The sequence below is a fragment of the Variovorax sp. 10N420 genome, assembly GCF_056394705.1.
On sequence record NZ_JBFTIJ010000004.1, the window covers coordinates 452,675 to 478,199 of the forward strand.

The window sequence follows — 25,525 nt, forward strand, 5'->3', positions numbered from 1 at the left end:
CCCGCAAGGGCCGAATGCGTTGCCCGGCGGTGCAGACGGGGCACCGGCATCTTCAACCTACTTTCAACGCCATGAAAACCCAGACCGAAGCGATTCGTGAAGGCTACAACGTCGACTTGTCGGGCCCAGGCAGGCCCTTGGGCGCGCGCGGCAAGTACCCGGAGTTCGAGGTGATCCCTCTGCTGACCGACATGGAAGCGGAGTTGCTCAACACGCTCGGCCTCATCCGCAAGCTGCTGACCGAAGGCACGCCGACCAAGGACGCCCAGGAAGGAGTGGTTCTCGCGATCGACAGCCTTCTGTCCGTCGCCCGTGCCTGATTCGAACTGTCGAGGAGTGAAAAGATGAACAGCTACCAGACCGCTTCCCAGGCAACCGGCGTTGCGCGCACTCTCAGCAAGACCTCTGCCTGCACGATCGTCGTGTATCAGGCCGGTGCCGGCAAATACGTCACGGCCCGCCCGACGGACTCCGTCAGCGGCCTCGTGATCGGCATCTATCGCAACGGCTATCTGCTGCCGAGCGGCCAACGCGCTGCCTGAGCAGCGACGCAGGCCTTCGACCAAGCCGCTCGCCATAGCGGCTCGATTCAGCCTCAGGCGAGCAGGTCGCTCAAGGTCCGCGCAATCACCTTGGTTGCGCGTCGCAAGTCTTCAAGTACCACCCGCTCGTCGTTGCGCTTGGCGTGCGATTCGAGGACGGTGCGCGGGCCGGCGCCGTAGATCACGCCCGGAATGCCGGCTTCACCGTACAGCCGTACATCGGTGTAGAGCGGCGTTCCCATCGCCTTGATCGGCTCCCCGAAAATCGCCTCGCCGTGCTTCTGGATCGCGTCCACCAGCGGCTTGTTGCCTGGCATCGGCTTCATCGAATTGGCCAGGAGCAGTCGCTTGATGTCGACGCTGATGCCCGGCATCTGCGCCGCGCTGTCGGTGATCACCTTGCGGATGGTGGCTTCGACTTCGACGGGGTTCTCCTCGGGGATCATGCGGCGGTCGAGCTTGAACACCACCTTGCCGGGGACCACGTTGGTGTTGGTGCCACCTTCGATACGGCCGACGTTGAGGTACGGATGCGTGATGCCTTCGACCCTCGAAGTCACTTGCTGATAGAGCGTGTTCTGCGCATAGAGCGCATTGAGGATGTGCACCGCGCCCCCTAGTGCGTCGACGCCGGTGGTCGGGATGGCGGCATGCGCCATCTTGCCGTGTACGGTGACTTCCATCTGCAGGCAGCCGTTGTGCGCGGTGACCACTTCATAGCTGAATCCGGCGGCGATCATCAAGTCAGGCTTGGTCAGCCCCTGCTTGAGCAACCAGCCGGGGCCGAGGATGCCGCCGAACTCCTCGTCATATGTGAAGTGCAGTTCGACGCTGCCTCGGGTCGGCTTGGCGACGGCTTCGAGCGCGCGCAGCGCAAAGGTGAAGCTCGCGAAATCGCTCTTGCTCACTGCCGCGGCACGGCCATAGAGGCTGCCGTTGTCGATTTCGCCGCCATAGGGGTCGTGTGTCCATCCTTCGCCGGGCGGGACCACATCGCCGTGGGCGTTCAGTGCCACCGTGATGCCGCCACCGCCAGCATTGCCGTACTTGCGTCGCACGATCAGGTTGGTGATCGATTCGAGACCGTAGTCCTTCACCTCCTGCGCTGGCACTGCGTGCTTTTCAGCCTCGAAGCCGAAGGCCTGGATCAGCTCCGCGGTTCTGTCTGCGTGCGGCGCGTTGTTGCCGGGCGGCGTGTCGGTGGGCACGCGCACGAGTTCCTGCAGAAAGCGCACTTCCTCGTCGAAGTGCGCGTCGATCCAGGCGTCGAGTTTGTTGTAGTCGGTCATGATGTTCAGGTGGCTTGTGCGGTGGCGAGGTCATCGAGCAGCAGCTGAAAGGCTTGCACCGCCAGCTGGATGTCGTCGTTGGTGCTCGATTCGAGCGGGTTGTGGCTGATGCCCGAATTGATGCCGCGCACGAAGAGCATGGCCTGCGGCATGACCTCGTGCAGCTTCATCGCATCATGGCCCGCGCCGCTGGGCATGCGAAAGAGCGGCACGCCCAATGCGTCCACGGCCTTTTCCCAGCGCTTCTGCCACTCGGGGGCGCTCGGCGCCGCTGCGGCGCGCATGGTCTCCTCGAGCGTGTGGCGCACGCCGCGGCGCTCGCAGATTTCCTTCAGCGCATTCAGCACGTCTTCGGCCAATGCGTCGCGCTGCGCGTTGTTCGGCGCACGCAGGTCCAGACTGAACTTGCAACGGCCCGGTACCACGTTGATGGAGCCGTTCGGCACTTCGAGCATTCCGACGGTTGCGACAGAATCGCCATCCTTTGCCGCCCGCTTTTCCGCGAACAGTATGAGTTCCGCCACCGCCGCAGCAGCATCGCGCCGGCGGTCCATGGGTGTCGTGCCGGCGTGGCTCGCCATGCCGATCACCTCGCCGACATAGCGCACACTGCCGTTGATCGAGGTGACGATACCCAGTGGCAGATCCAGTTCGGTCAGCACGGGGCCTTGCTCGATGTGCACTTCGACGAAACCGAGGTACTTCGACGGATCGCGCTGGATCTTCAGGATGTCCTCGTCCTTAAGCCCGGCATGCTGGCGCGCTTCGCGCATGGTGATGCCGTCGGCGTCCTTCTGGTCGAGCCAGCTCGGATCGAAATGCCCGATCAGCGCACCAGAACCGAGAAAGGTCGCCTTGTAGCGCTGGCCTTCTTCTTCGGCAAACCCGACCACTTCGAAGCCGAAGGGCAGCCGGCGGTTCTGGCGCTTGAGTTCGCGAACGCAGGCCATGGGCACGAAGATGCCGAGCCGGCCGTCGTACTTGCCCCCGTTGCGAACGGTGTCGTAGTGGGAGCCGGTCAGCAGGGTCTTGGCGCCGGGTGTGCTGCCTTCGTAGCGGCCGACCACATTGCCGACCGCATCGATGTTCACGCTGTCGAAGCCGGCATCGCGCATGTTCTGCGCGATCTGCTGCGCGCAGGCGCGGTGCGCATCGGTGAGATAGGTGACGGTGAGTTGTCCCTTTTCCGCATAGCCGGGATCGGTGTGTACCGCGAGCTTTTCATGCCAGTCCCACACGTCATTGCCCAATGTGGGTTCGACGCCGAATTTATCGTCGAGCCGGATCTCGGCGATGCGATGGATGTTGCGCAGCGCCTCGCCGATTTCGAAGTCGGGATGGTGATGCAGCCGGCGCTCGAAGGTGTCGATGATTTCCCGCTTGAGAAGGCCGGTGCCGCGCGGCCCGCGCACGGCAAGGATGAACGGAAAACCGAATTTGGCGTTGTAGTCGGCATTGAGCTGCTGGATCTTGGCGAACTCTTCAGGCGTGCAGTTGGTGAGGCCCGCCTTGTTCTGCTCGTTCGTCGATTCAGCGGTGAGGCTCTTGCTGACCATCGCCTTGCCGGCGAGTTCAGGGTGGGCACGGATGAGGCCCAGTTGTTCGTCGCGCGATGCCGCGGTGACGACTTGGACCAACGCATGTTTCAGGTGCGCCAGCGAACGAAAGGGGCGCGCCTTGGCTGCGCGTTCGGCAATCCATGGCGAGTGCTCGTAGACGCCGTCGAGCAGCGAAACCAACGCTTCGGTGGATGCGGCATTGAGCTGGTCAATGGTGAGAGTGCCGAGAGTTGCGGGTGCGGTGGTGGCCATGGAATCAGTCTCCGTTCGTGGCGACATAGGGATGCGTCGCCTTCCAGTGCCGCGCGATGTCGAGTCGGCGGCACACCCAGACGCGGTCGTGCGCAGCGATGTGGTCGAGAAAGCGTTGCAGCGCGGTAATGCGGCCGGGTCGTCCGAGCAGGCGGCAGTGCATGCCGATGCTCATCATCTTCGGTGCCTCGTCGCCTTCGGCATACAGCGCGTCGAAGCTGTCCTTCATGTATTGGAAGAACGGGTCGGCGTGCGAGTAGCCCTGCGGCAGTGCAAAGCGCATGTCATTGCAATCGAGCGTGTAAGGCACGATCAGCTGGGGCACGACATTGCCATCGGTCTTGCGCACCTTCATCCAGAAAGGGAGATCGTCGCCGTAGTAGTCGCTGTCGTACTCGAAGCCGCCGTAGTCGGCCACCAGACGGCGGGTGCGCGGGCTGTCGCGGCCCGTATACCAGCCGAGCGCACGCTCGCCGGTGAGCTGTTCGATGGCCTGCATGCCCAGGCGCATGTGCTCGCGCTCGGTCGCTTCGTCCAGGCCCTGGTAGTGAATCCAGCGCCAGCCGTGGCAGGCGATCTCGTGGCCCAGTTCCTTGAAGGCAACGGCCAGTTCGGGATAGCGCTCCAGGGCCATGCCGACGCCGAAGACCGTCAGCGGCAAGCTTCGCTTCTCGAATTCGCGCAGGATGCGCCACACGCCGGCGCGCGAACCGTACTCGTAGATGCCTTCCATGCTGATGTGGCGGTCCGGAAAGCTCGCGGGATTGAACATCTCCGAGAGGAATTGCTCGGAGCCCGCGTCGCCATGCAGCACGCAGTTCTCGCCGCCTTCTTCATAGTTCAGCACGAACTGCACGGCAATGCGCGCGTTGCCGGGCCATTGCGCATGCGGCGGATTGCGGCCGTAGCCGACGAGATCGCGCGGATAGGGCAGGGTGGTGTCGTAAATCATTGCTCGCCCCCAGGTTGCCCGCACTTCGTGTCGGGCGCCCACCCCCTGCCGGGGGCGCCGCCGATGGCCCGGCGAAGCCGGTTCCATGGCTGCCTCTGAACGGGCGCGCTTCGCGCAGCCGGCACAGCCAGGCTCGTTGGTGAAACACGAACTGAGCAAGCAACGGGGGTGTTTTTCATGCCAATGCTAGGCTGATGTCGTGGGTGGGGACCTTGCGGTCAAAGGTGAGGTTGGCTTCGACGTGCTCGAGGTGTTCGGTCATCAGGCGCACGGCGCGTTCTTCGTCCTTGGCGGCCAGCGCCTTCACGATGTCGGCGTGCTCGTCGTTCGAATGCTCGGCCGCGCTCGCGCTTTGGTACATGAGCGTGATCAGCGCGCAGCGCGAGATCAGTTCGCCGAGGATCTGCGCCAACACCGCGTTGCCCATGAGTTCGGCCATGCGAACGTGAAAATCGCCGAGCAGTTCGGTGCGGCCGGAAATATCCTCGCCGGAAACTGCGGCCTTTTCGAGCGCCACGTGCTCCTTGAGCGCCTTGATCTTGGCCGGCGTCACGCTGCGGACGAAGGCGCGCGTCATTTCCGCTTCGAGCATGCGGCGCACTGCGAACACCTGCTTGGCCTCGTCGACCTCGGGTGCGGCGACGAATGCGCCGCGCGCCGGTTCGAGGCGGATCAGCTTGTTCTGCGAAAGCTGAAAGAGCGCCTGGCGCACCAGCGTCCGCGACACGCCGAAGTGGTCCGCCAGCTTCTGTTCGGCGAGCTTGCTGCCGGGTTGAAGCCGGTGTTCCACAATGGCCTTGGTGAGTGCGTCGACGATGGCGCGGGTCGTGGTCGAGTCCATGTTTTTCATGATAGACCCAAAGCCAGGAACTGTATACACTTTTGTCGACCGCAGTTTCCCCAATGCACTAAGGAGCACATCCATGGGCCTGAGCACCCACGTACTGGACACGATGCACGGCACGCCGGCCGCCGGCATGGAGGTCGCCTTGTTCACCACCGACGGCACTGGCGAAGACGCGCGTGCCACGCTCGTCAGGCGCTTCACGCTGAATGCCGATGGGCGCAGCGATGGCCCGCTCTACGACAACAACTCGTTGAGGGCCGGCACTTACCGCCTCGTTTTCGATGTCGCCGGTTATTTCAAGGCGCGCGGCGTGGATCTGCCGGAGCCTAATTTCCTGAATCGCGTGGCGCTCGATTTTGGTGTTGCGCGCACCGACCAGCACTATCACGTGCCGTTGCTGGTGAGCCCCTGGAGCTACTCGACCTACAGGGGTTCGTGACCCGAGCCGTTCGAGTCTTGAAAGCCTTGCAATTGCCCTTCGGTCAATGTGTCGAGCTGGAAATGCCCCCCTTCGTCCCACAGCCAGGTATCGGTCCAAGTCACCTTGCCCATTCGGGTCGGGGCCGGAAAGGGCGCTGCCGAAAGCACGGTGCGCTCGATCTCGGCAATCACCTCGGGCGCATGCTGCGGTGCGCGCATCCAGTGCATCGACACGACGTTGCCGCTCGCGTCGAGATCGACCTGCAACGTGCCGACCGCATAGAGCAGCGGCGGCAACTGGCCTTCATAGATGCGGCGCTTGTTGATGTCATAGACGTGGCGTGCGGCATCGCGCCGGTAGTCGCGGGCCGTCGCCGCGGTCGATGCGCGCGGCCGGGGGCGGCTGCTGTCGCCCGGGTCGGGCTTGGCGTTGCTGAGCTGGCCTGGGACGGCCCCAGTCAGCGGGGCGGTACCGCAACCGACCAGCCACAGGCTGGAGGCAAGGGCGGCCGTCAGTGCGAGGCGGCGCGACGTGATCTGCAATTTCATCGGCGCGGTTATACCGTGACTGGGTCTGGCTTCCGCAACGTGAGGTTTCGTCCATGACCGGCGCCGTGGACGAACTGCTTGCGCGCTTGCAGGGTGAATCCGGCATTCTTGTGCGCGTCGAATCAACCCAGGGATCCGTGCCGCGCGAGGCGGGCACGTGGATGGCTGTGTGGGCTGATGGGCTGACCGCCACCATCGGCGGCGGCCAACTCGAATTCCAGGCGGCCGATGAAGCGCGCGCCTGGCTCGCGGGCGGCCCGCCCATCGAAGGCGTGCGGCGCTATCCGCTGGGCCCGAGTCTCGGCCAGTGTTGCGGCGGTGTCGTGTTTCTGTCGTACCGCCGCATCGACGCATCCGACGCGAAGGCGCTGCAATCCGACCTGCTGGCCCATCTCGAGCCGGTGGCCTTGTTCGGGGGCGGTCACGTCGGCGCGGCACTGGCGCGGCTGCTCGCGACCTTGCCGTTTGCCGTGCGCTGGATCGACAGCCGCGACGGCATCTTCCCCGAAGACCTTCCGGCGCAGATCGACACCGAATATTCCGAACCCGTGCAGCAAGCGGTGGCGCAGCTCGCGCCGGGCTCGCGCGTGCTGATCATGAGCTTCAGCCATGCCGAAGATCTGGATATCGTGATCGCCTGCTTGAAGCGCCTTCGCGAGCGCGACGATCTCCCTTACATCGGCTTGATCGGCAGCAAGACGAAATGGGCGACCTTTCGTCATCGTCTCGAGGCGCGCGGTTTTACGGCCGAAGAGATGGACCGCGTGACTTGCCCGATCGGCGTGCCCGGCATCACGCGCAAAGAGCCCGAAGTGATCGCGGTGGCCGTGGCGGCACAGTTGTTGCAATCGCTTCCGTCCGCATGAGGCGCTCAGGGTTTTCCAGCACGTCGCGTCGCGCAAAACCCGAAACTTCCCTCGCAAGAGTGTATACACTTCAGTCCACAAGCCGCAGCGGAGCGAGGCCCATTCGATGGCCTGCGTTCGCGGCACTATTTCTGCTTACAGCGCCCGCAGTGGTGAGCAGGCCTGAACACCACGGCGTCCTCACACGCCGACAAGGTTGAGAGTCAATGGAAAGCTATTACCTCGACTGGGCCAATCTGCTGCTGCGCTGGGTCCACGTCATCACCGCCATCGCATGGATCGGCGCTTCCTTCTACTTCGTGATGCTGGACAACAGCCTCGAAAAGCCGGAAGACCAGGAATCGCTGGACAAGGGGGTCGGCGGCGAGCAATGGGCGGTGCATGGCGGCGGCTTCTACAACATGCAGAAGTACGCGCTGGCGCCCAAGCGGCTGCCGGACCATCTGCACTGGTCGTACTGGGAGAGCTATTCGACGTGGCTCACGGGCTTCGCGCTCTTCACGATGTCCTACCTGTGGAATGCCAGCACCTACCTCATCGACAAATCGAAGATGGACTGGCAGCCCGGGGCTGCCATTGCCGTGGCAGTGGCCTTCTTCGTGGTTTTCTGGATGGTGTACGACAGCATCTGCCAGGTCTTTGGTCAACGCAAGAACGGCGACACCATCGTTGGTGTGCTGGTGGCGATCTTCATCGCGTTTGCCGCATGGCTCGCATGCCACTGGTTCGCCGGCCGCGCTGCGTTCCTGCTGGTCGGCGCCATGATGGCGACCACCATGAGCGGCAATGTCTTCTTCTGGATCATCCCTGGCCAGCGCAAAAACGTCGCGGCGCTGCGCGAAGGCAGGCCTGTCGATCCGATCCACGGGCAGCGCGGCAAGCAGCGCAGCGTGCACAACACCTACTTCACGCTGCCGGTGCTGTTCGCGATGCTGAGCAACCACTACAGCTTTACGTACACGCACAAGTACAACTGGATCGTGCTGCTGCTGATCATGCTCGGTGGCGCGGGGATCCGGCAGTTCTTCGTGGTGCGCCATCGGTTCAAGCTGGGCAACGCGCGCAATCCCGCTCCGTATGCGCTCTTCGGTGTTGCGGTGCTCGGCCTGAGCATTGTGTGGATGAAGCCGGAGCCCGCTGCTGAGCCGGTGGCTGGCGCAGCGTCGCAAAAGGTGTCGTTCGCCCAAATCCAGAAGGTGCTCGAGCAACGTTGCTACATGTGCCACGGCGCGCAGGTGCAGATGAAAAACGTGCGGCTCGACGCGCCCGATCAGGTCGCGGCGCACGCCCAGGCGGTCTATCAGCAGGTGGTCGTGACGAAGATCATGCCGATGAACAATGCGACCGGCATCACCGATGCCGAGCGTGGGCTGATCGCCAAGTGGTTCGAGGGCGGAGCAAGTACCAAGTAACCCCCAGGCTGCGCGCACTGCGTGTCGCTTCGCCCAGCCGAGCGCGGCGGCCCTCTGGCAGGTGGTGGCGGGCGGTGGCTGGCAGTGGGGTTGAGACAATGTGGGGAGACAAGGAAAGATCATGAGCTCTTTGAACACTTCGCCCATTCCCGACGCTCAGGGCGCGCCGCGTCAATTTCTTGAACATCTCTATCGGGTGGCGGTCGAACGCGCGCTGCCGCTTGCGAGCATGGGCCCTTGTCTTCCGGAGCCGCCGAAGGGGCGCACTCTGGTCCTTGGCGCGGGCAAGGCCGGCGCATCAATGGCGCAGGCGCTGGAGGCACTCTGGCCGGCCGAGGCGCCGCTGTCGGGGCTGGTGGTGACGCGCTACGGTCATGTTCCGCCGCGTCCCGAAGGGTTGGCGCAGCGCGTCGAGGTTGTCGAGGCAGCGCATCCCGTGCCCGACGAAGCAGGGATGAAGGCCGCCGAGCGCATCCTGGCCCTGACCCAGGGGCTCACGGCCGATGACCTGGTGCTGTGCCTGATTTCGGGCGGCGGCTCGTCGTTGCTGACGTTGCCGGCCGAAGGACTGACCTTGGCGGACAAGCAGCGCATCAACACGCAGTTGCTCGAATCGGGCGCTCACATCGGCGAAATGAACTGCGTGCGCAAGCACCTGTCGCGCATCAAGGGCGGGCGCCTGGCGGCTGCTTGCGGATCGGCGCAGGTCGTGACGCTCACGATCAGCGATGTTCCCGGCGATGACCCGGCCGTCATCGCCAGCGGTCCTACGGTGCCCGATGCAAGCACGTGCGCCGACGCGCTGGCAATTCTCGACCGCTACCGCATCGAAGTGCCGGCGCCCGTGCGCGCCCGGCTCGAAAGCGGGGCCCTCGAAACGCCCAAGCCCGACGACGCCGTGTTCAAGAACCACGTGACGCACCTGATCGCCACGCCCCAGCAATCGCTGGAAGCCGCTGCGGCGGCGGCACGCGCGGCGGGCGTCGTGGCGCACATCCTCAGTGACGAAATGGAAGGCGAATCACGCGAAGTCGGCAAGGTGCATGGCGCGCTGGCACGCTCGGTGTCCTTGCGCGGAGAGCCTTTTGCCCGGCCATGCGTCATTCTCTCGGGCGGAGAAACCACCGTCACGATCCGCCCGCGCCGGCCCGGACAAGCCAAAGGCCGAGGCGGCCGCGCGGGCGAGTTCTGCATGGGCCTGGCTGGTGCGCTCGCGGGCCGCGATGACATCTGGGCACTCGCCGCCGACACCGACGGCATCGACGGCGTCGAAGACAATGCCGGTGCCTTCGTCACGCCCGACACGCTTGGCCGCGCCGAGGCCGCGGGCCGAAAGCTCAACGATCACCTCGACCGCAACGACGCCTACGGCTACTTCGACGCGATCGGCGATTTGCTGGTCACTGGACCGACACACACCAACGTCAATGACTTTCGGGCATTGTTGATTCTGTAATCAGGTTTGCGGTTCGAGCGGGCAACAGGCATGCTTCGCCCCCGGGAAAACCGAAAACACCGACTGCATGAATCAAAGCCATCTGGGCCTCGTGTCCTATCCAGCCCATCGCTGGACCGCCGACATCGGCCTGCGGATTCGTCGGCATCTGCTCTTGAAAGTGGCCGGAACCACGGCCTTTACCTGGGTCTTCTTCCTCGGATACTTTCATCTCCTGCGCGAGCCAGTCAATCCGGTCACGGTGATGCCTTTGACGGCGCTCGACCATCTGATCCCATTCCAGCCGCAAGCGCTTATTGCCTATTTTTCGTTGTGGGTCTATGTGGGCGTGGCACCGGGGCTTCAACTCACTTTCAAGGAGTTGGTCTCGTATGGCCTGTGGGTGGGCGCCCTCTGCCTGACCGGCCTCGGCCTCTTCTATCTCTGGCCGACCCAGATCCCGCCGATCTCCACCGACACCTCCGACTTCCCGGGCTTTGCCATCCTCCAGGGCGTCGACGCTGCGGGCAACGCCTGCCCATCGATGCACGTGGCGATCGCGATCTTTACCGCCATCTGGGTCGAACACATTCTTCGCGGGGCGCGAGCGCCAGTGTGGCTTCGGCTGATCAACTGGGCGTGGTTTGCCGCGATTGCGTATTCGACCCTGGCCGTGAGGCAACACGTGGTGCTCGATGCCGTTGCCGGCGCGCTGCTGGGGGTTGCCTTCGCGCTTCCGTCATTGCATTGGCGCCCGGGACGAGGCGAATGGGCGCAAAGGCGGAGCGGATATCATGGAATTTCACTGCCCAGGAGGGGTTGAGTTGCGGGCAGGCACAACCAACATTGCCGTCGGCCGGTCGACGGCCAGAGTATGACGACAGACACCGCATCACAGAGTTCGCTCAAGGAACTGCAGGATCTCATCCACGAGAAGTACGGCATCGAAGCGTCGGGACTCGACCCCAACGCCTCCATGCGCGAGAAAGGCTTCGATTCGTTGGCTTTGGTCGAATTCGTTTTCGCGATCGAAGACCACTTCGGCATCACGATGCCGGACGACGACCCGAACATCGACACCTTGGCCGAGCTGGCCGCCGTGGTCGACAAGGCGCGAGCATCGCAGACGACGTGAACCCGATAGCGGTCACCGGCCTGGGCGTCGTGGCGCCGCACGGCGAAGATCCTGACGCGATGTTCTTGGCGCTGCTGCGAGGCGAGTCCGCGCTCAGGCCTGTTTTCCCGGACCTGCCAAAACCCGCCGCGGCAGCGACCGTGGCGTTCGACGAATCCCGTTGGTTTACCAAGCTTCAGCTTGCCGGGGTCGACCGCGTCAGCCAACTTGCGGTTGCAGCAGCGGACATGGCAATGAGCGACGCTGGCATCGCGGCCGCGGCCGCCGGACTCGATCCTGAGCGTGTCGGCGTGTTCGCTGGCTGCGGAATGGGCGGCGCGGCGTCCCTGGATGCTGCCTACCGTGGCAACGGCCGCGTGCCGCCCTTGACCATTCCCGCCTATATGCCCAATGCGCCGGCCTCGCATATCGCGATGCGCCATCGAGTTCATGGGCCGGTGTTGACCTATTCGGTTGCTTGCGCGTCATCGAGCATCGCCATCGCCGAAGCCGCGAAGGCGATCCAGCGCGGAGACGTGGACCTGGCGATCGCCGGCGGCAGCGAGGCTCTCATCGTGCCCGGCGTCATCATGGCGTGGCAGGCCATGCAGACACTCGCCAGCTTCGCGCCTGGCGAAGAGGCGACGGCCATTCGACCGTTCGCGAGCGATCGCAAGGGTTTCGCGCTGGGCGAGGGCGCCGCTTTTCTAGTCCTTGAATCCGCCGAACGCGCTCGCGCACGTGGCGCGCGCATTCGCGCCATGCTCGCCGGCTGGGGTCAGAGCTGCGATGCCTCGCACCTGACCAAGCCCGATTCGCACGGCCAGGCACGGGCCGTTCGGCAAGCCTTGCGGCAGGCTGGATTGCAAGCGCGTGACGTCGGTTACTGCAACGCGCACGGCACGGCCACGCGCATCGGCGACTTGGTCGAGAGCGCAGCCCTGGCCGAAGTGTGGGGTGACGACCTCGACCAGTTGAGTGTCAGCTCGACCAAGGCCTTGCACGGCCACTTGCTTGGAGCTGCCGGTGCGCTGGAGGCGGCTGTGACCGTGCTGGCCTTGCAAGCGCGCGAACTGCCTCCCAACGCCCATTGCGCCGCGCAGGATCCGGACTGCAGGCTGAACCTGACACCGGCATCAGGCATGGCGGCGCCCGGGCTCCAAGCTGCGATCAGCAATTCATTTGCGTTCGGCGGCACGAACTCGGTGCTTCTGTTCACGCGCACCTGAGCCTCATGGCGCGGTGATCAGCCGCCCAGATCCCGGCCGATTTGCCGGGCGGAACCGAAGGCCAGGGTGAACCCCAACGCACCGTGGCCCGTATTGAAGAGCATGTTCCGCGGAGCGCTTGCCAGCCGGCCGACCATCGGCACGCCGGTAGGCGTTGCCGGGCGCATGCCAGTCCACGGATGCAGTGAATCGAACCGGCCCGCCCGCGGAAACACCGAGCGGGTCGCTTCTGCGAGCGTTTCGATGCGCGTGGCAGGAATGCTGGCGTCATGGCCCACGAGCTCGGCCATGCCGGCCACGCGCAGCCGAGAACCGATGCGCGCGAACACCACTTTGCGGGCACTGTCGGTCACGTTCACACGGGGCGCCGCGCCGGGCGATGAATCGACGTCGACCGTGATGCTGTAGCCCTTGAGCGGGTAGACGGGCAAATAAGCGCCCAACTGCCGACCTAGCCGGTTCGACGCGGTCCCGAGCGCCATCACGAACGCATCGGCCGCGACATCGCCGCTCCCCGTTTGGACGGCGACGACCTTGCCGCTGCGAATGTCGAAGCCGTTGATCTCGGTGTTCAGGAGAAACCGCACCCCGAGCGCCTGCAGGGCGCGCACGAGCTCAGAGCAGACCTTGAGACAGTCCGCCGCGCACTCGCTGGGCGTGTGGATCGCGCCCACCATCTGGTCGCGGTAATCCGCCAACGCAGGTTCGATCGCGATGCATTCGTCGGGCGTGACCAGACGCTGCTCGCTTCCCATCGTGCGTTGGAGCTCGAGTTGCCGGCGTGCGCCTTCGAGCGACGTTTCGCTTGAATACAGCACGAGCTTGCCGGTGGCCGAGAAATCGCAGTCGGGATCGATGTCGGCGCGCATCTGCTCGAACGCATCGCGGCTCTCGGCGGCCAGCGCGAGAAGGCGGGCCGTGGTCTCGCGCGAGGTCTGCGCATTGCAAGCCGCGAGAAAAGCCAAGCCCCAACGCCACTGCACCGGATCGAGTTGCGGCTTCAGTTTGAGCGGGGAGGCGGGTGACAGCAGCAGCTTTGGCAACTGCCGCCATATCGATGGATCGGCCAGCGGTTGCACGTACGAATAGCTCAGCTGCGCGCCATTGCCGCCACTCGCGCCGGCGCCGGGTATCGCGCGGTCGATCACGCTGACTTCGAAGCCCTGGCGGTTCAACTGCCATGCGGTGGCCAGCCCCACGACGCCGGCGCCCAACACGCACACGTGCATCACGTCATTCCTCTTGTTGTTTGGAGCGGTCGACTCTAGGGCCATGCAGCGTGGCCGGGAAATGCCGAAAGCGCCGCGGGCCATAGCCAAAGCTCATGGGATGCGGCATCCATAACATTTGGACATGGGCATGCGTGCAAAAGGAATTGTGACGCTCGCAGGAATGCTTCCTACACTCCGTTGCATCTTCCTCATCGTTCTAGTCACTGAAAGGGCTCGCATGAAAGTTTCCGCCTTGATGGCCACCGTCTTGCTCGCTGGCATCGCGACCGGCGCGCAAGCTGCCGACACTCTCGCGAAGATCGCCGAAACCGGCAAGATCACGCTGGCATACCGCGAGTCCTCCGTGCCTTTCAGCTATCTCGATGGCAACAAGCCGATCGGCTTCTCGGTCGAGCTTTCGAATGCGGTCGTCGAGGCGGTCAAGAAGAAGCTCAATAAACCCAATCTCGAAGTCGCGATGATGCCGGTCACGTCGGCCAATCGCATTCCTTTGCTGCAGAACGGCACGATCGATCTCGAATGCGGATCGACCACCAACAACACTGCGCGCGGCAAGGATGTCGCGTTTGCGATCAATCACTTCTACACGGGCACGCGACTGCTGGTGAAGAAGTCCTCGAAGATCAAGAACTACCCGGACCTGGCGAAGAAGAACGTGGCCACCACCACCGGCACCACCAACGCGATGGTCATGCGCAAGTACAACACCGAGAAGAACCTCGACATGGACATCGTGCTTGCGAAGGACCATGCCGATGCTTTCCTGCTCGTGGAGTCCGATCGCGCGGCGGCATTTGCCATGGACGACATCCTTCTCTTCGGGCAGATTGCCAACGCCAAGAACCCGGGCGACTTCGAAGTCGTGGGCGATGCGCTGCAGGTCGAGCCCTACGGTTGCATGCTGCCGAAGGACGATCCCGCCTTCAAGAAGGTGGTGGACGACACCATCATCGGTCTCATGAAGAGCGGTGCGTTCGAAAAAATGTACGACAAGTGGTTCATGCAGCCGATCCCGCCGCGCGGTACGGCGCTGGGCCTGCCGATGAGCCCTCAGCTGCGCGAAAACATCAAGACGCCCAGCGACAAGCCCGCCACTTGAGTTCGCCCCCAGGCTTGCCCACTTCGTGTGGCCTCCTACCCCCTGCCGGGGGCAACACCGGCGGCCCGGCTAAGCCGGTCCGCGGTGTTCCTGGAATTCGGCTGGAAGGGGCGGGGCGCGGGTGACTGACTATTGGAAGGTGTGAAGTGACACGGACTGTGGGCATTCTTGGCGGGATGGGGCCTGCGGCTGGGGCGGACTTTGTTCGGCTGTTTGTGGAGGCCTGTGCGCGGCTGATGCGGGCGCGAGGCGTGGCCGTGAGTGACCAGGGCTTTCCGGAGCACTGGCTGGCGCAGGTGCCGGTGCCGGATCGCAGCGGTGCGCTGGACTCGTCCGATCTGGGCGCGCATCAGCCGCTCGAACCGATGCTCCAGGCGCTGGGGCGTCTTGCTGCGCTGGGCAGTCGCGCAGTGGCGATTGCGTGCAACACGGCACATGCCTGGCACGGCGCTTTGCAGACACGCTTTCCGAACGTCGAGATCCTGCACGTGGCGCGCGAAGTGTCGGGCCATCTTGCTGCGCAGGGCGTGAGAGACGTGGCGCTTATGGCGACCGAAGGGACCTATCGGGTGGGGCTCTATGAAAAGGCGATGGCCGATGCGGGGATGGCGTGTCATCTGCCGACGACGGACGAGCGCCAGATCCTGATGCGGGGTATTTATGACGGCGTGAAGGCCGGCAACATGGTGCTGGCGGAATCGTGTTTTGCCGATGTGGCCGTGCAGTTGGCGAAGCGTCATGGACAGGTCGCCATCGTCATGGGCTGCACCGAGATCCCGCTGGGGCTGCATGGCTCCGCCGCGGTTGAAGGCTTGCGGCTCGTGGATCCTGCATGGGTGCTGGCGTCGGCGCTGGCCGTGCGGGCCTATGACGCAGCGACTGCAAATGAACGTGACGCGCAGGAGCCGCGCCGACAGGCTTGACACGATTGATAAGATGAACCCGCTCCGAGCCGTCCGATGGACGGCTTTTGTTTTGACAACAACGCGCAAGTAGTCATGAATTTGCTAGCCATCATCGCCGCGACCCTGGTTTCCGGCATCGGAAGTGTGTGGATCGCTGCCCTGTTGCTGCGCGTCGGGGTCAGGGGAAGAAGCGGCGCGGGTGGCGTGAATCCGCAGCACCTGTTGAGCCTGGCTGCGGGCGCGCTGCTGGCCACTGCGTTCATGCACTTGCTGCCGGAAGCCTTCGAAAGCCGGATCGAGCCCGGCGTGCTGTTCGGCGTGCTGCTGTTCGGACTGGTTTTCTTCTTCCTGCTCGACAAGGCTGAACTCTGGCACCACGGGCATGAACATCACCATGGTCACGGCCATTCCCATGCACACGATCATTCACACGATCATTCGCACGGTCATGCGGACCATCATGCGCAAGCCGGCAGCGGCAAGGGCGGTGGCTGGGCCGTCTTGACGGGGGACAGCGTTCATTGCTTCGGCGACGGAATCCTGATCGCTTCCGCATTCATCGCCGACCTTCGCCTGGGCTTGGTCGCCGCCGTCGCGGTGCTGGCGCACGAGGTGCCTCATCACATCGGCGACCTGATCGTCCTTCGCCAGAGTTCGGCGAATCAGCGGGCCGCGCTGGTGAAAGTGTCGCTGGCCGGCACGATGACCGCGCTCGGCGGTGTGGTCGGGTGGTGGTTGGTCGACCGACTTCACGCATGGCTGCCTTATTTCCTCGTTCTGGCTGCCAGCAGTTTCGTGTATGTCGCGCTCGCGGACCTCATTCCCCAACTGCAGAAGCGCCTGCCATCCCGCCAGACGGCCATGCAGATCGTGTGGCTGGCCATCGGTATCGCGCTCGTGACGCTGGTGAGTCGCCTCGCGCACGGCGAGCACGGCCATGAACACGGCAGCGACGGTGCGGGCGCCGCGCACGAGGCGCATGGCCATCAGCAGTGAATGGACACATAACGCACGTTCTGAAACGCTTGTTGCCGCTTTGTTCAAGCGGCTGGTTCGACCGGAGCTCACACTTGGGGTGCATCATGCGCAATATCAGTCAGCCAGGAGTCAGATCATGAGCAGCGCCGACCCCCTTCTGCGTCCCGGAGAAGCCGCAGATGAACCTGAGATCGACGAAACCGAAGACACCTTGCCGGAGGACGCGGAAGACGGCGAATTCGAGGACTCCGAACTGGAGGCCGAAGGACCTGACGACCTTTCGGAAGAAACGGGCATCGACCTTACGGATGCGAGCGAACTGGATGCCGACAACGTGCCGGCTGACGAGGAATTCGATCGGGTGATTCAGGCGCCTGATTGACTGAGCTCCGCCCCAGGCTCGCGCACTTCGTGTCGCTCTCCACCCCCCACCGGGGGCAACACCGGCGGCCTGGCAAAGCCAGTTCCGCGGTGTTTCTGGTGCTCGCCCCCAAGGGGAACGGGCGCGCTTCGCGCGGCCCTGTTTTCCTTACGCTTCCAGGGTGAAGCCTACTTTGATGGTTACTTGCCAGTGGGCGACTTCGCCGTTGACTACGTGGCCGCGGGTTTCTGTGACTTGGAACCACTGGATGTTGCGGACGGATTCGCTGGCCTTGGCGATGGCGGCCTTGACGGCGTCGTCGCTGCTGGTGGGGGAGGAGCCGGTGAGCTCGATGAGCTTGTAGACGTGGTTGGACATGGCGTTTTCCTTGGCGATGGATTGCGTCATGGTGGCACATCAGGGGCGTTCGGGCTGGAATATCCTCTCTGGTCATGCAAGTCAGAGTTGACGATCTCTCAGGTCCGCAGATCCACGCATTGCTCGGCGAGCACCTCCGCAGCATGCATGAGGTTTCGCCGCCGGGCAGCGTGCACGCGCTGGACATCGAGAAGCTGCGGCATCCGGACGTCACCTTCTGGACGGCGTGGGACGGCGACCAGCTTCTGGGTTGCGGCGCGCTTCGGGAGCTTTCGCCGGAGCACGGTGAAATCAAGTCGATGCGAACGGCGGAGGCACATCGCAATCGTGGGGTCGCCCGCGCCGTTGTTCACCGCATCATCGAAGAGGCGAAAGCGCGCGGCTATGCCCGCTTGAGCCTCGAAACCGGCGGAACGAAGGCTTTCGCGCCAGCGCACAAGCTGTACGAATCGTTCGGGTTCACGCGCTGTGGTCCGTTCGCGGATTACGTCGATGACCCGCACAGCGTCTTCATGACGATGCCTCTGTAGTCGCCGTCGCAGTCGAAATCCCGGTCGCCGCTACTTCGCGCCGCCGGTGTATTTGCTGACGTCGTCAGCGGTGATGTGATAGCCGCTCACGCCCATCATCGAATCGTTGCGCACGGTCTGCAGCTTGCCGCTGACCCACACGGTGTCCATGGCGCGGAACTTGGCTCCTTGCTTGGGGCGAACATGCAGGATCTGGTTGGCCGGCGGCGGCGGTGTGTGGATGCAGGCCCCGAAGTACGGCACCAGCAGGAATTCGGTGACCTCGCCCTTGTTTTCTTCGAGCGGCACGATGAAGCCCGGGATCTTCACGTCGACGCCGTTCATGGCGGCGTTGGTCGGCGCGTTGTTCGATGCTTCCTGGAGCTTCATCAGCATCTCGTTGGCGCGCGGGTCGCTGTCGTCGAGCTTGCTCAGGTCCATGCCCTTGAGATCCTTCATGGGATCCCAATCCTTGGGCACCAGTTCTTCCCACGAGATGATTCGCGGCTGGCCCGGCAAAGTCTTGGCATCGGCAGGCTTGCCGCCGAGCGGCTTCGTGGGCGAGGTGGCCTGCGGCGAAGGCTCTGCCGCCAGTGCGCCGCTGGCAACAATGACCGCCAGAAGAAAGGAGACAGGAAGACGCAGTGTCATGTTCAGATCCTTGGAGACAGTCCGTCGGCAAGCGACAGACGGTAGGCGCGAATGCCCGGCAGCAGACTGGCGATCCAGCCGGCCGCGATCAGGCTCGCGAGCAATGTCCATTCATTCAGTGTAGGTTCGGACAAGTGCAGGGCAAGTCCGAACTGCGATTGCAACCAGGGTGAGAGAAGGGCAATGCCGAATGCGGTGAACACGACGCCGATCGCCACGCCCAGCAGGGTGACCAGAGCGCCTTCGAGTGCGAGCAGCGCCATCACATGCCAAAGGCTCGCGCCGACCGCGCGCAGCACGGCCAGCTCTCTGCGGCGCTCGTTCAGGCTTGCCATCACCACTGAAACCAGGCCTGCGAGGCTCACCAGCGCCACGAGCGCCGACATCAGCAGCAGCGCGTTTTCTCCGATGCCGATCACGCTCCACAACTCGTCCAGCGCAACGCCGGGCAAGATGGCCATCAGGGGTTCGCCGGCATAGGTCGAGACCCAGCGCTGCACCGAGAAGACGGCGGCACGATTCTTCAGGCCCACCAGTGCAGCGGTCACGTTCTTGGGCGTGAGATCGAACTTGCGCACCTGCTCCGCCGGGATCTTCACACCCGGCATGGGCGCGCCACCGATCCATTCGAGATGGATCGCTTCCATCGCCGGAAGGCCGATGTGCACCGTGCGGTCGACCGGGGTTCCGGTGCGTTCGAGGACACCGACTACCGTGAAAGGCTTGTCCGCATGATCGGACAGGTCGAGTTCACCGCCGCCATGCGCGAGCGTGATCTTCTGGCCAATGTGGTAGCCGAGCTTGTCGGCCACTTCGGCACCGACCACGGCATCGAACAGATCACCGAATGGCTTGCCTTCGCGCATGCGCAGCGGTTGCCGATTGCCATAGTGAAAGTGTTCGAAATATCCAGGCGTGGTCGCCAGCACCGCGAAGCCGCGGTGCGAGTCGCCGAGCGACAACGGAACCACCCAATCCACCGCGGGTTGCGCGACGAGCGCTTGCACGCTCTTCCATTGCACGTTGTTGGTGGCCGTGCCGATGCGGAAGACCGAGTACAGCAGCAACTGCGTGGAGCCCGTGCGTGCCCCGACGATCAGGTCGGTGCCGGACACCGACGAGGAAAAGTTCTCTCGCATCTCCGTTCGAATGCGTTCGACGCCCAGCAGCAGAAACGTCGACAACGCGATCGAGAGCACGGTGAGCGCCAGCGTGAAGCGGCGGTTCCAGGCGCTGTGCCAGGCGATGCCGAAGAGTGCCGTCATGGCCGCTGGCCGGTCATGCGGCCTCCGTGGATGCGGCCCGGTTGATGTCGGGCAGCAGCACGTGGCGCGAGAAGCGGTCTGCGATGCGCTGGTCGTGGCTCACGAAAACGAGCGCGCTGTGGTTCCTCTTGCAAGCTGCCAGCAAGACGTCGAGAAAGGCTTCGCGCCGGTCTTCGTCGAGCGCGGAGGTCGGCTCGTCGGCGATCACGATCTCAGGGTGGCCGATCAACGCCCGCGCGGCGGCCACGCGCTGCTGTTGCCCGACCGACAACTGCACGGCTTGCCGACGCCACAGGCTGGCATCCAGGCCCATCTGCGTGAGCAAATCTTCTGCCTGCGCCCGCGCGGCGCCGTCGCGCGTGGCTTGCGCCATGCGCCGCGCCGAAAACCGGCACGGCAGCAGTACGTTGTCCAGGACGCTGAGATAGGGCAGCAGATTGAACTGCTGAAAGACGTAGCCGACATGCGCCACCCGCAGGCGATCGCGCGTGGCGCCCGACAAGGCGGACCAGTCGTGCCCGAGCAGCGTGACCCGCCCTGCATCGGCCACCAGCACGCCCGCCAGCAAGGACAGCAGCGTGCTTTTGCCGCAACCGCTCGGGCCATGGAGGAACACGGCTTCGCCCGCGGCAATGTCGAGCCGCTCGATGTCGATGCAGGGAGACTTGGACTTGGCCCCTGGCCAGCCGAAGCGCAGCGATTCTGCCGAGAGGATGAAGCTCACGGGCTCGGTCACTTGCTCCAGACCAGGCGTTCGGCTGGGCGCTTCAGCGTTCGCTTGAACTGGCCCTGCGGCGATGCGATCTGGGCTTCGATCTGTCGTGGGCCCTTGAAGGCATCGAAGAGGCCGATGTCGATGAATTTCGCCGCTGAGGCGTTGGTGCAATTGAAGGCGAAGGTGCCGTCGAGATCCGCGTGGCCCTCGGCTGCGTCGCCCTCCGTCTTGCCCAGGCCGAGGGCAGCGGATCGCAGCGTCACGGGACCGAGCTTGCAATTGGCGGTGGGGTCGATCTTGAAGAGCTGATCGGCGGCGCGCAATTGGGCGATCGCACTGTCGGCGGCCTGCTTTTCGACGTCGGATCGGGGGGCACGCTCGAAGCCGACGAAGTTGTCGAGCGGCGAATCCATGTTGATGACGACGGTGGGGCCGTCGATCACGACGTCAAGCTTGACCTGCCCATGCACGTGCGCACGTTGCGCCTGGGCGAGGGCGGCGAATGGAGTCGCGAGGAAAGCGGCCAGGGTGAGCGAAAGCAGTCGCGAAAAAAGCGCCGAAACACTTGGCCGGCTCATCGATGTCATGGTTGCGCGCCTTGCCGGGTCGGCAGCCCCGGCGTGTTGCTCCACTCGCTCCAGCTGCCGGCATAGAGCGCGGTCGGACCGAGTCCCGCGATCTGCATCGCGAGCAGGTTGGGCACCGCACTGACGCCGCTGCCGCATTGGTGGACGACCGTCGAGGGGTCCCGGCCCGCCAGCAATGATTCGAACTCGGCGCGCAATTGCGCGGCCGGCTTGAACTTCCCGTCAGGACCGAGGTTCTCGGCAAAGGGCCGGTTCAAGGCCCCGGGAATGTGACCGGCGATCGGGTCCAGTGGTTCCACCTCTCCGCGATAGCGTTGCGCCGCGCGTGCATCGATCACCGTCTGGTCAGATTGCTCGAGCCGGCTTGCCACCTTGTTTGTATCGACCAGCGCGAGCAGCGGCCGGCCGGCGACGAAATTCGACTGGAAGTGCGAAGGTTCCTCGCGGTTGGTGACCGCGCCCCCCGCCGCCTGCCAAGCCTGCAGCCCGCCGTCGAGCACCGCCGCCGCATCGTGACCCATCCACTTGAGCATCCACCAAAGCCTGCCGCAGTAGTTGGCGCCGTTGCGGTCATAGACCACCGCTTGCATGTCGTTGGCAAATCCGACGCTCGACAGCCACGCAGCGAACTTTTCGCGGCTCGGCAAGGGATGGCGGCCCCCCGAGGCTGGCGGGCCTTCGTCCTGCGCCACCAATATGCCGTGTGCGCCCGGCACGCCGTGCTTGGCGCTGAGATCGGAGTCGAGGTTCGCGTACACGGCGCCCGGGATGTGCGCAGCGCGATATTGCAGCGCCCCGGACTCGGGGTTCATCAGGTCGAAACTGCAGTCGAACACCATCATGCGCGCATCGTTTGATTGCAGCCCGATCAGTTGTTCAACAGTGATGAGGGTGGTGTACATGCGAACTCCTTCAATGTTCCTCAGCGGGCGCCTTCGGCAGTTGGCGCTGGCGAAGCGCCGTGGCCGCAATCCCGCTCGCGACGATCAGGCCCATGCCGTACCAGCCCGTCGCATCGATCCGATCGCCGAAAAGCAGCACGCTGTACATCGCTGCGAAGACGATGCCCGAATACTGGAGATTGGCAACCAGGAGCGTACCGCTTTGCGTCTTGGCCGTGGCATAGGCGCGCGTCATGCACAACTGGCCCAAGGCCGCGAGCACGCCGACGGGCAAGAGCCAGATCGCATGGCTCCAGGTCCATTCGCTCAGGGGGGTGAACGGGCCTAGCAACGTGCCGAGGCCGCCTGCCACTGCGGACCCCACGGCGAAGTAGAAGACGGTGCGTGCCTCTGGCTCGCCGAGCCGCGACAGTGCGACCACCTGCATGTAGGCGAATGCGGCAGTGAGCCCCGACAAAAGGCCCAGCAGACCTGCAAAGCCCTCGTTGTCGTTGACAGTGGGCTTGAGCATCAGCACGACGCCGCCGAAGCCCGCGAGCACCGTGAGCACCAAGGGGCCCTGCAGTGGCGGACGCGGTACGCTGCCGTCGCGGCGCGGCACCGGCACCCACGCGAGCAGCGACCCGCCGACCAGGAATGCTGCGATCCAGACGCTGCTCATGTAGTTGAGTGTCATCGCCGTGGCCAGCGGCATGTGCGCAATCGCGAAAAACCACGCGCCGAGCGAAACCACCCCGACCAAGCTGCGCCATGCGTGCATGCCCGGGTAGCGGGTGCCCAAGGTGACGCCGCGACTGCGCGCGAGCACCCAGAGAAACAGGATGCCGATCAGGCCCCGGTAGAACACCAGCTCGGCGCTGGAGAACCACGCCGACGCAAACTTCACGCACACGCCCATCGTGGCGAAGATCAGCGCGCCCAGCACCATCCAGAGCGCTTGCACTAGGCCATCTCGCGGCGGTACCACTCGTGGAATTGCTGCATGCCATCTTCCATGGGGCTCTGATACGGACCGCTCTCATCGTCGCCGCGGAGCATCAGCGCGCGGCGGCCGGCGTCCATGCGCTCGGCGATTTCATCGTCCTCGGCGCAGGTTTCCATGTAGGCGGCCTGTTGTGCTTCGACGAATTCGCGCTCGAAGGCGACGATCTCTTCGGGATAGAAGAACTCGACCATGTTGAGCGTCTTCTGCGGCCCGATCGGGTGCAGCGTCGAGACGGTGAGCACGTGCGGATACCACTCGACCATCACGTGCGGGTAGTAGGTGAGCCAGATCGCGCCGTGCCTCGGTGGCTTGCCTTCGCGGTACTTCAGCAGTTGTTCCTGCCAGCGCTGGTAGACCGGACTGCCGGCGCGGCCGAGCCGGTTGGCAACGCCGACCGTTTGCACCGAGTAATGCCGGCCGAATTCCCAGCGCAAGTCTTCGCAGGTGACGAAGCTGCCGAGGCCTGGGTGGAAGGGGCCGACGTGGTAGTCCTCGAGGTAGACCTCGATGAAGGTCTTCCAGTTGTAGTTGCACTCGTGCAGTTCCACGCGATCGAGCGCGTAGCCCTCGAAGTCGAGGTCCGCGCGGGCGCCGAGGTTTGTCAGGTCCGATGCGACATCGCGGCTTTCGGCGATTCCGCTCTTCTCGAACAAAAGGCCGTTCCATTCCGTCAACGGGTAGTTCTGGAGATTGAGGCAGGGGTCGTGCTGGAAGTGCGGAGCACCGATCAATGTGCCGGTCGTGCGCGGGTCCGCCGCGGCATAGGTCCAGCGGTGCAAGGGGCAGACGATGTTTCCGCCGCTCTGTGCGTCGAGTTGGCCGCGATCCTGGAGGATCAGCGCCTGGCGATGGCGGCACACGTTCGAAATCAGCTCGACGCCCTTCGGCGTATGAACGAGCGCGCGGCCCTGATGTTCCTGGGGCAAGGTGTGGAAGTTGCCCGGTTCGGGCACCGCGAGCCGGTGACCGACATACCGCGGACCAGCGGCGAAAAGCGTTTGCAGCTCGCGGGCGTAGAGCGCCTCGTCGAAGTACGCGGAAACCGGAAGTTGGCTTGAAGCCTGCTGCAGTTGAAGACTTAAATCAGACATGGGTGACCTGACCAAGCTCCCCACAGGGAGAGAAGAAAGAAGGAACGGAAGGCTGCCGTCTGGTAATGCTAAAGCTTGCGACGGCCCGAAGAAATGGGCCGGCAATTGCCGGCCCTCAAAGTGTCGGGGATTGTACCCCTCGAGATTCAAATCAGCCCCCCGCCCTAAAATGGCGGGTTTCATCCACGAACGCCGCATGCCCAAGGTGCCTTCTTCGCCTTCTTCGCCTTCTTCGTCTGAGCCGGCGTCGCCGACCGCGCCCGATACCGGAGCACTGCCGGCGTCTTACGAGGCGGGTCTCCAGGAACTCGAACAACTCGTCACCGAGCTCGAATCGGGGCAGCTGCCGCTCGACCAGTTGCTCGGCAGCTACCAGAGAGGTGCCGCGCTGCTCGCCTTCTGCCGCGACAAGCTGCAGGCCGTCGAAGACCAGATCAAGGTGCTCGATGCGGGCAGCCTGAAGGTCTGGGCGTCCGAATGAAGGTGGCCGAAACCCTCCGGTGGGACGCCGTTCGGCTTGCAGCGTGGAGCGAACCTCTACTCGCGCGCGTTGAATCCGCACTGTCTGAATGGGTCGGCGTCGACGCGCCGGTTCAGTTGGGCGACGCGATGCGCTATGCCGTGCTCGACGGTGGCAAGCGTCTGCGCCCGCTGCTCGTCCTCGCTGCGAGCGAATCCGTCGGCGGCAGCCCCGAGGCCGCACTCCGAGCCGCCTGTTCAGTTGAATTGATCCACGCCTATTCGCTCGTGCACGACGATCTTCCGTGCATGGACAACGACGTCCTTCGTCGCGGCAAGCCGACCGTGCACGTCAAGTACGGCGAGGCCGATGCGCTGCTGGCCGGCGATGCCTTGCAGGCGCTGGCCTTCGAATTGCTGACGCCAGAAGGAAATCGGATCCCTGCCGAAGTGCAGGCCAACCTTTGCCGCTTGCTGGCGCGCGCCGCAGGCAGCCAGGGCATGGCGGGAGGCCAGGCGATCGATCTTGCGAGCGTCGGCGTGGCGCTCGACGAAGCGCAGTTGCGCAACATGCATCGCCTGAAGACCGGCGCGTTGCTGCAAGGCAGCGTGGAAATGGGCGCCGCGTGCGGCGAGGTCATCGCACCTGAAAGCCTCGCAGCATTGCGCGACTACGGCGCCGCGGTGGGTCTGGCTTTTCAGGTGATCGACGACATCCTCGACGTCGTCGCCGATTCAGAGACGCTGGGCAAGACCGCCGGCAAGGACGCCGCGAGCGACAAGCCCACCTATGTTTCATTGCTCGGCCTCGACAGCGCCCGTGCAGAGGCGCGTCAACTGTTGACTCAGGCTCTTGACGCGCTGGATCGCAGCGCACTGGCTGACACCGCAGCGCTCCGCGCTCTGGCCTACATGGTCGTCGACCGCGATCGATAACGACAA

Annotated in this window: 30 protein-coding genes; 16 read left to right on the plus strand and 14 right to left on the minus strand. The window is 64.3% G+C overall.

Going from position 1 to position 25,525, the window contains the following annotated elements; genetic code table 11:
• The first annotated feature begins 71 nt into the window (after nt 1–71).
• Both AC1DEK_RS13275 and AC1DEK_RS13280 read left to right on the plus strand, forming a co-directional pair.
• A complete protein-coding gene (locus AC1DEK_RS13275) occupies nt 72–320 on the plus strand; it encodes a hypothetical protein (RefSeq protein ID WP_478125687.1) in 249 nt (82 codons plus the stop codon).
• 24 nt (nt 321–344) lie between these two features.
• Nucleotides 345–542: a hypothetical protein gene (locus AC1DEK_RS13280; protein WP_478125688.1), complete on the plus strand. Its 198-nt coding sequence runs from the start codon at nt 345–347 to the stop codon at nt 540–542.
• Between the two features lie 53 nt (nt 543–595).
• Here the strand turns inward: AC1DEK_RS13280 and AC1DEK_RS13285 are convergent, their stop codons facing one another.
• The 4 genes from AC1DEK_RS13285 to AC1DEK_RS13300 all read right to left on the minus strand — a co-directional run bounded on the left by AC1DEK_RS13285 (nt 596) and on the right by AC1DEK_RS13300 (nt 5,444).
• Nucleotides 596–1,831: a M20 family metallopeptidase gene (locus AC1DEK_RS13285; RefSeq protein WP_478125689.1), complete on the minus strand. Its 1,236-nt coding sequence runs from the start codon at nt 1,829–1,831 to the stop codon at nt 596–598.
• Nucleotides 1,832–1,836: 5 nt separating this feature from the next.
• On the minus strand, nt 1,837–3,642 hold the full coding sequence (gene uraD, locus AC1DEK_RS13290; protein ID WP_478125690.1) for a 2-oxo-4-hydroxy-4-carboxy-5-ureidoimidazoline decarboxylase: 1,806 nt from the start codon (nt 3,640–3,642) through the stop codon (nt 1,837–1,839).
• Between the two features lie 4 nt (nt 3,643–3,646).
• On the minus strand, nt 3,647–4,594 hold the full coding sequence (gene puuE, locus AC1DEK_RS13295; RefSeq protein WP_478125691.1) for an allantoinase PuuE: 948 nt from the start codon (nt 4,592–4,594) through the stop codon (nt 3,647–3,649).
• A 175-nt stretch (nt 4,595–4,769) separates the two neighbouring features.
• Nucleotides 4,770–5,444: a GntR family transcriptional regulator gene (locus tag AC1DEK_RS13300; RefSeq protein WP_478125692.1), complete on the minus strand. Its 675-nt coding sequence runs from the start codon at nt 5,442–5,444 to the stop codon at nt 4,770–4,772.
• Between the two features lie 73 nt (nt 5,445–5,517).
• Here AC1DEK_RS13300 and uraH point away from each other — a divergent pair, with 73 nt between their 5' ends.
• On the plus strand, nt 5,518–5,880 hold the full coding sequence (gene uraH / locus AC1DEK_RS13305; protein WP_478125693.1) for a hydroxyisourate hydrolase: 363 nt from the start codon (nt 5,518–5,520) through the stop codon (nt 5,878–5,880).
• Here uraH and AC1DEK_RS13310 read toward each other — a convergent pair.
• Nucleotides 5,865–6,410, minus strand: coding sequence for a hypothetical protein (locus AC1DEK_RS13310; protein ID WP_478125694.1), 546 nt, complete (start codon nt 6,408–6,410; stop codon nt 5,865–5,867). The genes uraH and AC1DEK_RS13310 overlap by 16 nt on opposite strands.
• 53 nt (nt 6,411–6,463) lie before the next feature.
• Between AC1DEK_RS13310 and xdhC the strand changes: the two genes are divergently transcribed.
• The 6 genes from xdhC to AC1DEK_RS13340 all read left to right on the plus strand — a co-directional run bounded on the left by xdhC (nt 6,464) and on the right by AC1DEK_RS13340 (nt 12,466).
• Entirely contained in the window at nt 6,464–7,276 is an 813-nt protein-coding gene (gene xdhC / locus AC1DEK_RS13315) for a xanthine dehydrogenase accessory protein XdhC (RefSeq protein WP_478125695.1), read from the plus strand.
• A 206-nt stretch (nt 7,277–7,482) separates the two neighbouring features.
• Nucleotides 7,483–8,688, plus strand: coding sequence for a urate hydroxylase PuuD (locus AC1DEK_RS13320; RefSeq protein ID WP_478125696.1), 1,206 nt, complete (start codon nt 7,483–7,485; stop codon nt 8,686–8,688).
• Nucleotides 8,689–8,809: 121 nt separating this feature from the next.
• Nucleotides 8,810–10,144 (plus strand): glycerate kinase type-2 family protein, encoded by a 1,335-nt coding sequence (locus AC1DEK_RS13325; protein ID WP_478125697.1) that lies wholly within the window; start codon nt 8,810–8,812, stop codon nt 10,142–10,144.
• Between the two features lie 67 nt (nt 10,145–10,211).
• A complete protein-coding gene (locus AC1DEK_RS13330) occupies nt 10,212–10,946 on the plus strand; it encodes a phosphatase PAP2 family protein (RefSeq protein ID WP_478125698.1) in 735 nt (244 codons plus the stop codon).
• A gap of 51 nt (nt 10,947–10,997) precedes the next feature.
• Nucleotides 10,998–11,258 (plus strand): acyl carrier protein, encoded by a 261-nt coding sequence (locus AC1DEK_RS13335; protein WP_478125699.1) that lies wholly within the window; start codon nt 10,998–11,000, stop codon nt 11,256–11,258.
• Nucleotides 11,255–12,466: a beta-ketoacyl-[acyl-carrier-protein] synthase family protein gene (locus tag AC1DEK_RS13340; RefSeq protein WP_478125700.1), complete on the plus strand. Its 1,212-nt coding sequence runs from the start codon at nt 11,255–11,257 to the stop codon at nt 12,464–12,466. Before AC1DEK_RS13335 ends, AC1DEK_RS13340 begins: the two co-directional genes overlap by 4 nt.
• 17 nt (nt 12,467–12,483) lie before the next feature.
• On the opposite strand, the gene AC1DEK_RS13345 is transcribed toward AC1DEK_RS13340, so the two are convergent.
• Nucleotides 12,484–13,695 (minus strand): D-amino acid dehydrogenase, encoded by a 1,212-nt coding sequence (locus tag AC1DEK_RS13345; protein ID WP_478125850.1) that lies wholly within the window; start codon nt 13,693–13,695, stop codon nt 12,484–12,486.
• A gap of 220 nt (nt 13,696–13,915) precedes the next feature.
• Here AC1DEK_RS13345 and AC1DEK_RS13350 point away from each other — a divergent pair, with 220 nt between their 5' ends.
• The 4 genes from AC1DEK_RS13350 to AC1DEK_RS13365 all read left to right on the plus strand — a co-directional run bounded on the left by AC1DEK_RS13350 (nt 13,916) and on the right by AC1DEK_RS13365 (nt 17,062).
• Nucleotides 13,916–14,797 carry a transporter substrate-binding domain-containing protein gene (locus AC1DEK_RS13350; protein ID WP_478125701.1) on the plus strand — a complete coding sequence of 294 codons (882 nt, stop codon included), beginning with the start codon at nt 13,916–13,918 and terminating at the stop codon, nt 14,795–14,797.
• Between the two features lie 146 nt (nt 14,798–14,943).
• On the plus strand, nt 14,944–15,720 hold the full coding sequence (locus AC1DEK_RS13355; protein ID WP_478125702.1) for an aspartate/glutamate racemase family protein: 777 nt from the start codon (nt 14,944–14,946) through the stop codon (nt 15,718–15,720).
• A 75-nt stretch (nt 15,721–15,795) separates the two neighbouring features.
• Nucleotides 15,796–16,698, plus strand: a complete 903-nt coding sequence (locus AC1DEK_RS13360; protein ID WP_478125703.1) for a ZIP family metal transporter — start codon at nt 15,796–15,798, stop codon at nt 16,696–16,698.
• Between the two features lie 118 nt (nt 16,699–16,816).
• Nucleotides 16,817–17,062 (plus strand): hypothetical protein, encoded by a 246-nt coding sequence (locus tag AC1DEK_RS13365; protein WP_478125704.1) that lies wholly within the window; start codon nt 16,817–16,819, stop codon nt 17,060–17,062.
• A 147-nt stretch (nt 17,063–17,209) separates the two neighbouring features.
• On the opposite strand, the gene AC1DEK_RS13370 is transcribed toward AC1DEK_RS13365, so the two are convergent.
• On the minus strand, nt 17,210–17,419 hold the full coding sequence (locus AC1DEK_RS13370) for a dodecin (RefSeq protein ID WP_478125851.1): 210 nt from the start codon (nt 17,417–17,419) through the stop codon (nt 17,210–17,212).
• 74 nt (nt 17,420–17,493) lie between these two features.
• Between AC1DEK_RS13370 and AC1DEK_RS13375 the strand changes: the two genes are divergently transcribed.
• The gene (locus AC1DEK_RS13375; protein ID WP_478125705.1) at nt 17,494–17,949 is read left to right on the plus strand and encodes a GNAT family N-acetyltransferase; all 456 of its coding nucleotides are present in this window, start codon (nt 17,494–17,496) and stop codon (nt 17,947–17,949) included.
• Nucleotides 17,950–17,979: 30 nt separating this feature from the next.
• On the opposite strand, the gene AC1DEK_RS13380 is transcribed toward AC1DEK_RS13375, so the two are convergent.
• From AC1DEK_RS13380 to AC1DEK_RS13410, 7 genes are read right to left on the minus strand one after another with little or no spacing between them, the layout of a single operon-like run.
• On the minus strand, nt 17,980–18,579 hold the full coding sequence (locus AC1DEK_RS13380; RefSeq protein ID WP_478125706.1) for a DUF3299 domain-containing protein: 600 nt from the start codon (nt 18,577–18,579) through the stop codon (nt 17,980–17,982).
• A 2-nt stretch (nt 18,580–18,581) separates the two neighbouring features.
• On the minus strand, nt 18,582–19,844 hold the full coding sequence (locus tag AC1DEK_RS13385) for an ABC transporter permease (protein ID WP_478125707.1): 1,263 nt from the start codon (nt 19,842–19,844) through the stop codon (nt 18,582–18,584).
• A 13-nt stretch (nt 19,845–19,857) separates the two neighbouring features.
• Nucleotides 19,858–20,580, minus strand: a complete 723-nt coding sequence (locus tag AC1DEK_RS13390) for an ABC transporter ATP-binding protein (RefSeq protein WP_478125708.1) — start codon at nt 20,578–20,580, stop codon at nt 19,858–19,860.
• A complete protein-coding gene (locus AC1DEK_RS13395; RefSeq protein WP_478125709.1) occupies nt 20,577–21,146 on the minus strand; it encodes a DUF2796 domain-containing protein in 570 nt (189 codons plus the stop codon). Before AC1DEK_RS13395 ends, AC1DEK_RS13390 begins: the two co-directional genes overlap by 4 nt.
• The gene (locus AC1DEK_RS13400) at nt 21,143–22,048 is read right to left on the minus strand and encodes a sulfurtransferase (RefSeq protein ID WP_478125710.1); all 906 of its coding nucleotides are present in this window, start codon (nt 22,046–22,048) and stop codon (nt 21,143–21,145) included. The genes AC1DEK_RS13395 and AC1DEK_RS13400 overlap by 4 nt, the downstream gene beginning before the upstream one ends.
• A gap of 10 nt (nt 22,049–22,058) precedes the next feature.
• A complete protein-coding gene (locus AC1DEK_RS13405) occupies nt 22,059–22,976 on the minus strand; it encodes a DMT family transporter (RefSeq protein WP_478125852.1) in 918 nt (305 codons plus the stop codon).
• A gap of 14 nt (nt 22,977–22,990) precedes the next feature.
• Entirely contained in the window at nt 22,991–24,124 is a 1,134-nt protein-coding gene (locus AC1DEK_RS13410) for an aromatic ring-hydroxylating oxygenase subunit alpha (RefSeq protein WP_478125711.1), read from the minus strand.
• Nucleotides 24,125–24,320: 196 nt separating this feature from the next.
• Here AC1DEK_RS13410 and xseB point away from each other — a divergent pair, with 196 nt between their 5' ends.
• Both xseB and AC1DEK_RS13420 read left to right on the plus strand, forming a co-directional pair.
• Entirely contained in the window at nt 24,321–24,605 is a 285-nt protein-coding gene (xseB, locus tag AC1DEK_RS13415; RefSeq protein WP_478125712.1) for an exodeoxyribonuclease VII small subunit, read from the plus strand.
• Nucleotides 24,602–25,519 carry a polyprenyl synthetase family protein gene (locus AC1DEK_RS13420; protein ID WP_478125713.1) on the plus strand — a complete coding sequence of 306 codons (918 nt, stop codon included), beginning with the start codon at nt 24,602–24,604 and terminating at the stop codon, nt 25,517–25,519. Before xseB ends, AC1DEK_RS13420 begins: the two co-directional genes overlap by 4 nt.
• The last annotated feature ends 6 nt before the right edge of the window (nt 25,520–25,525 follow it).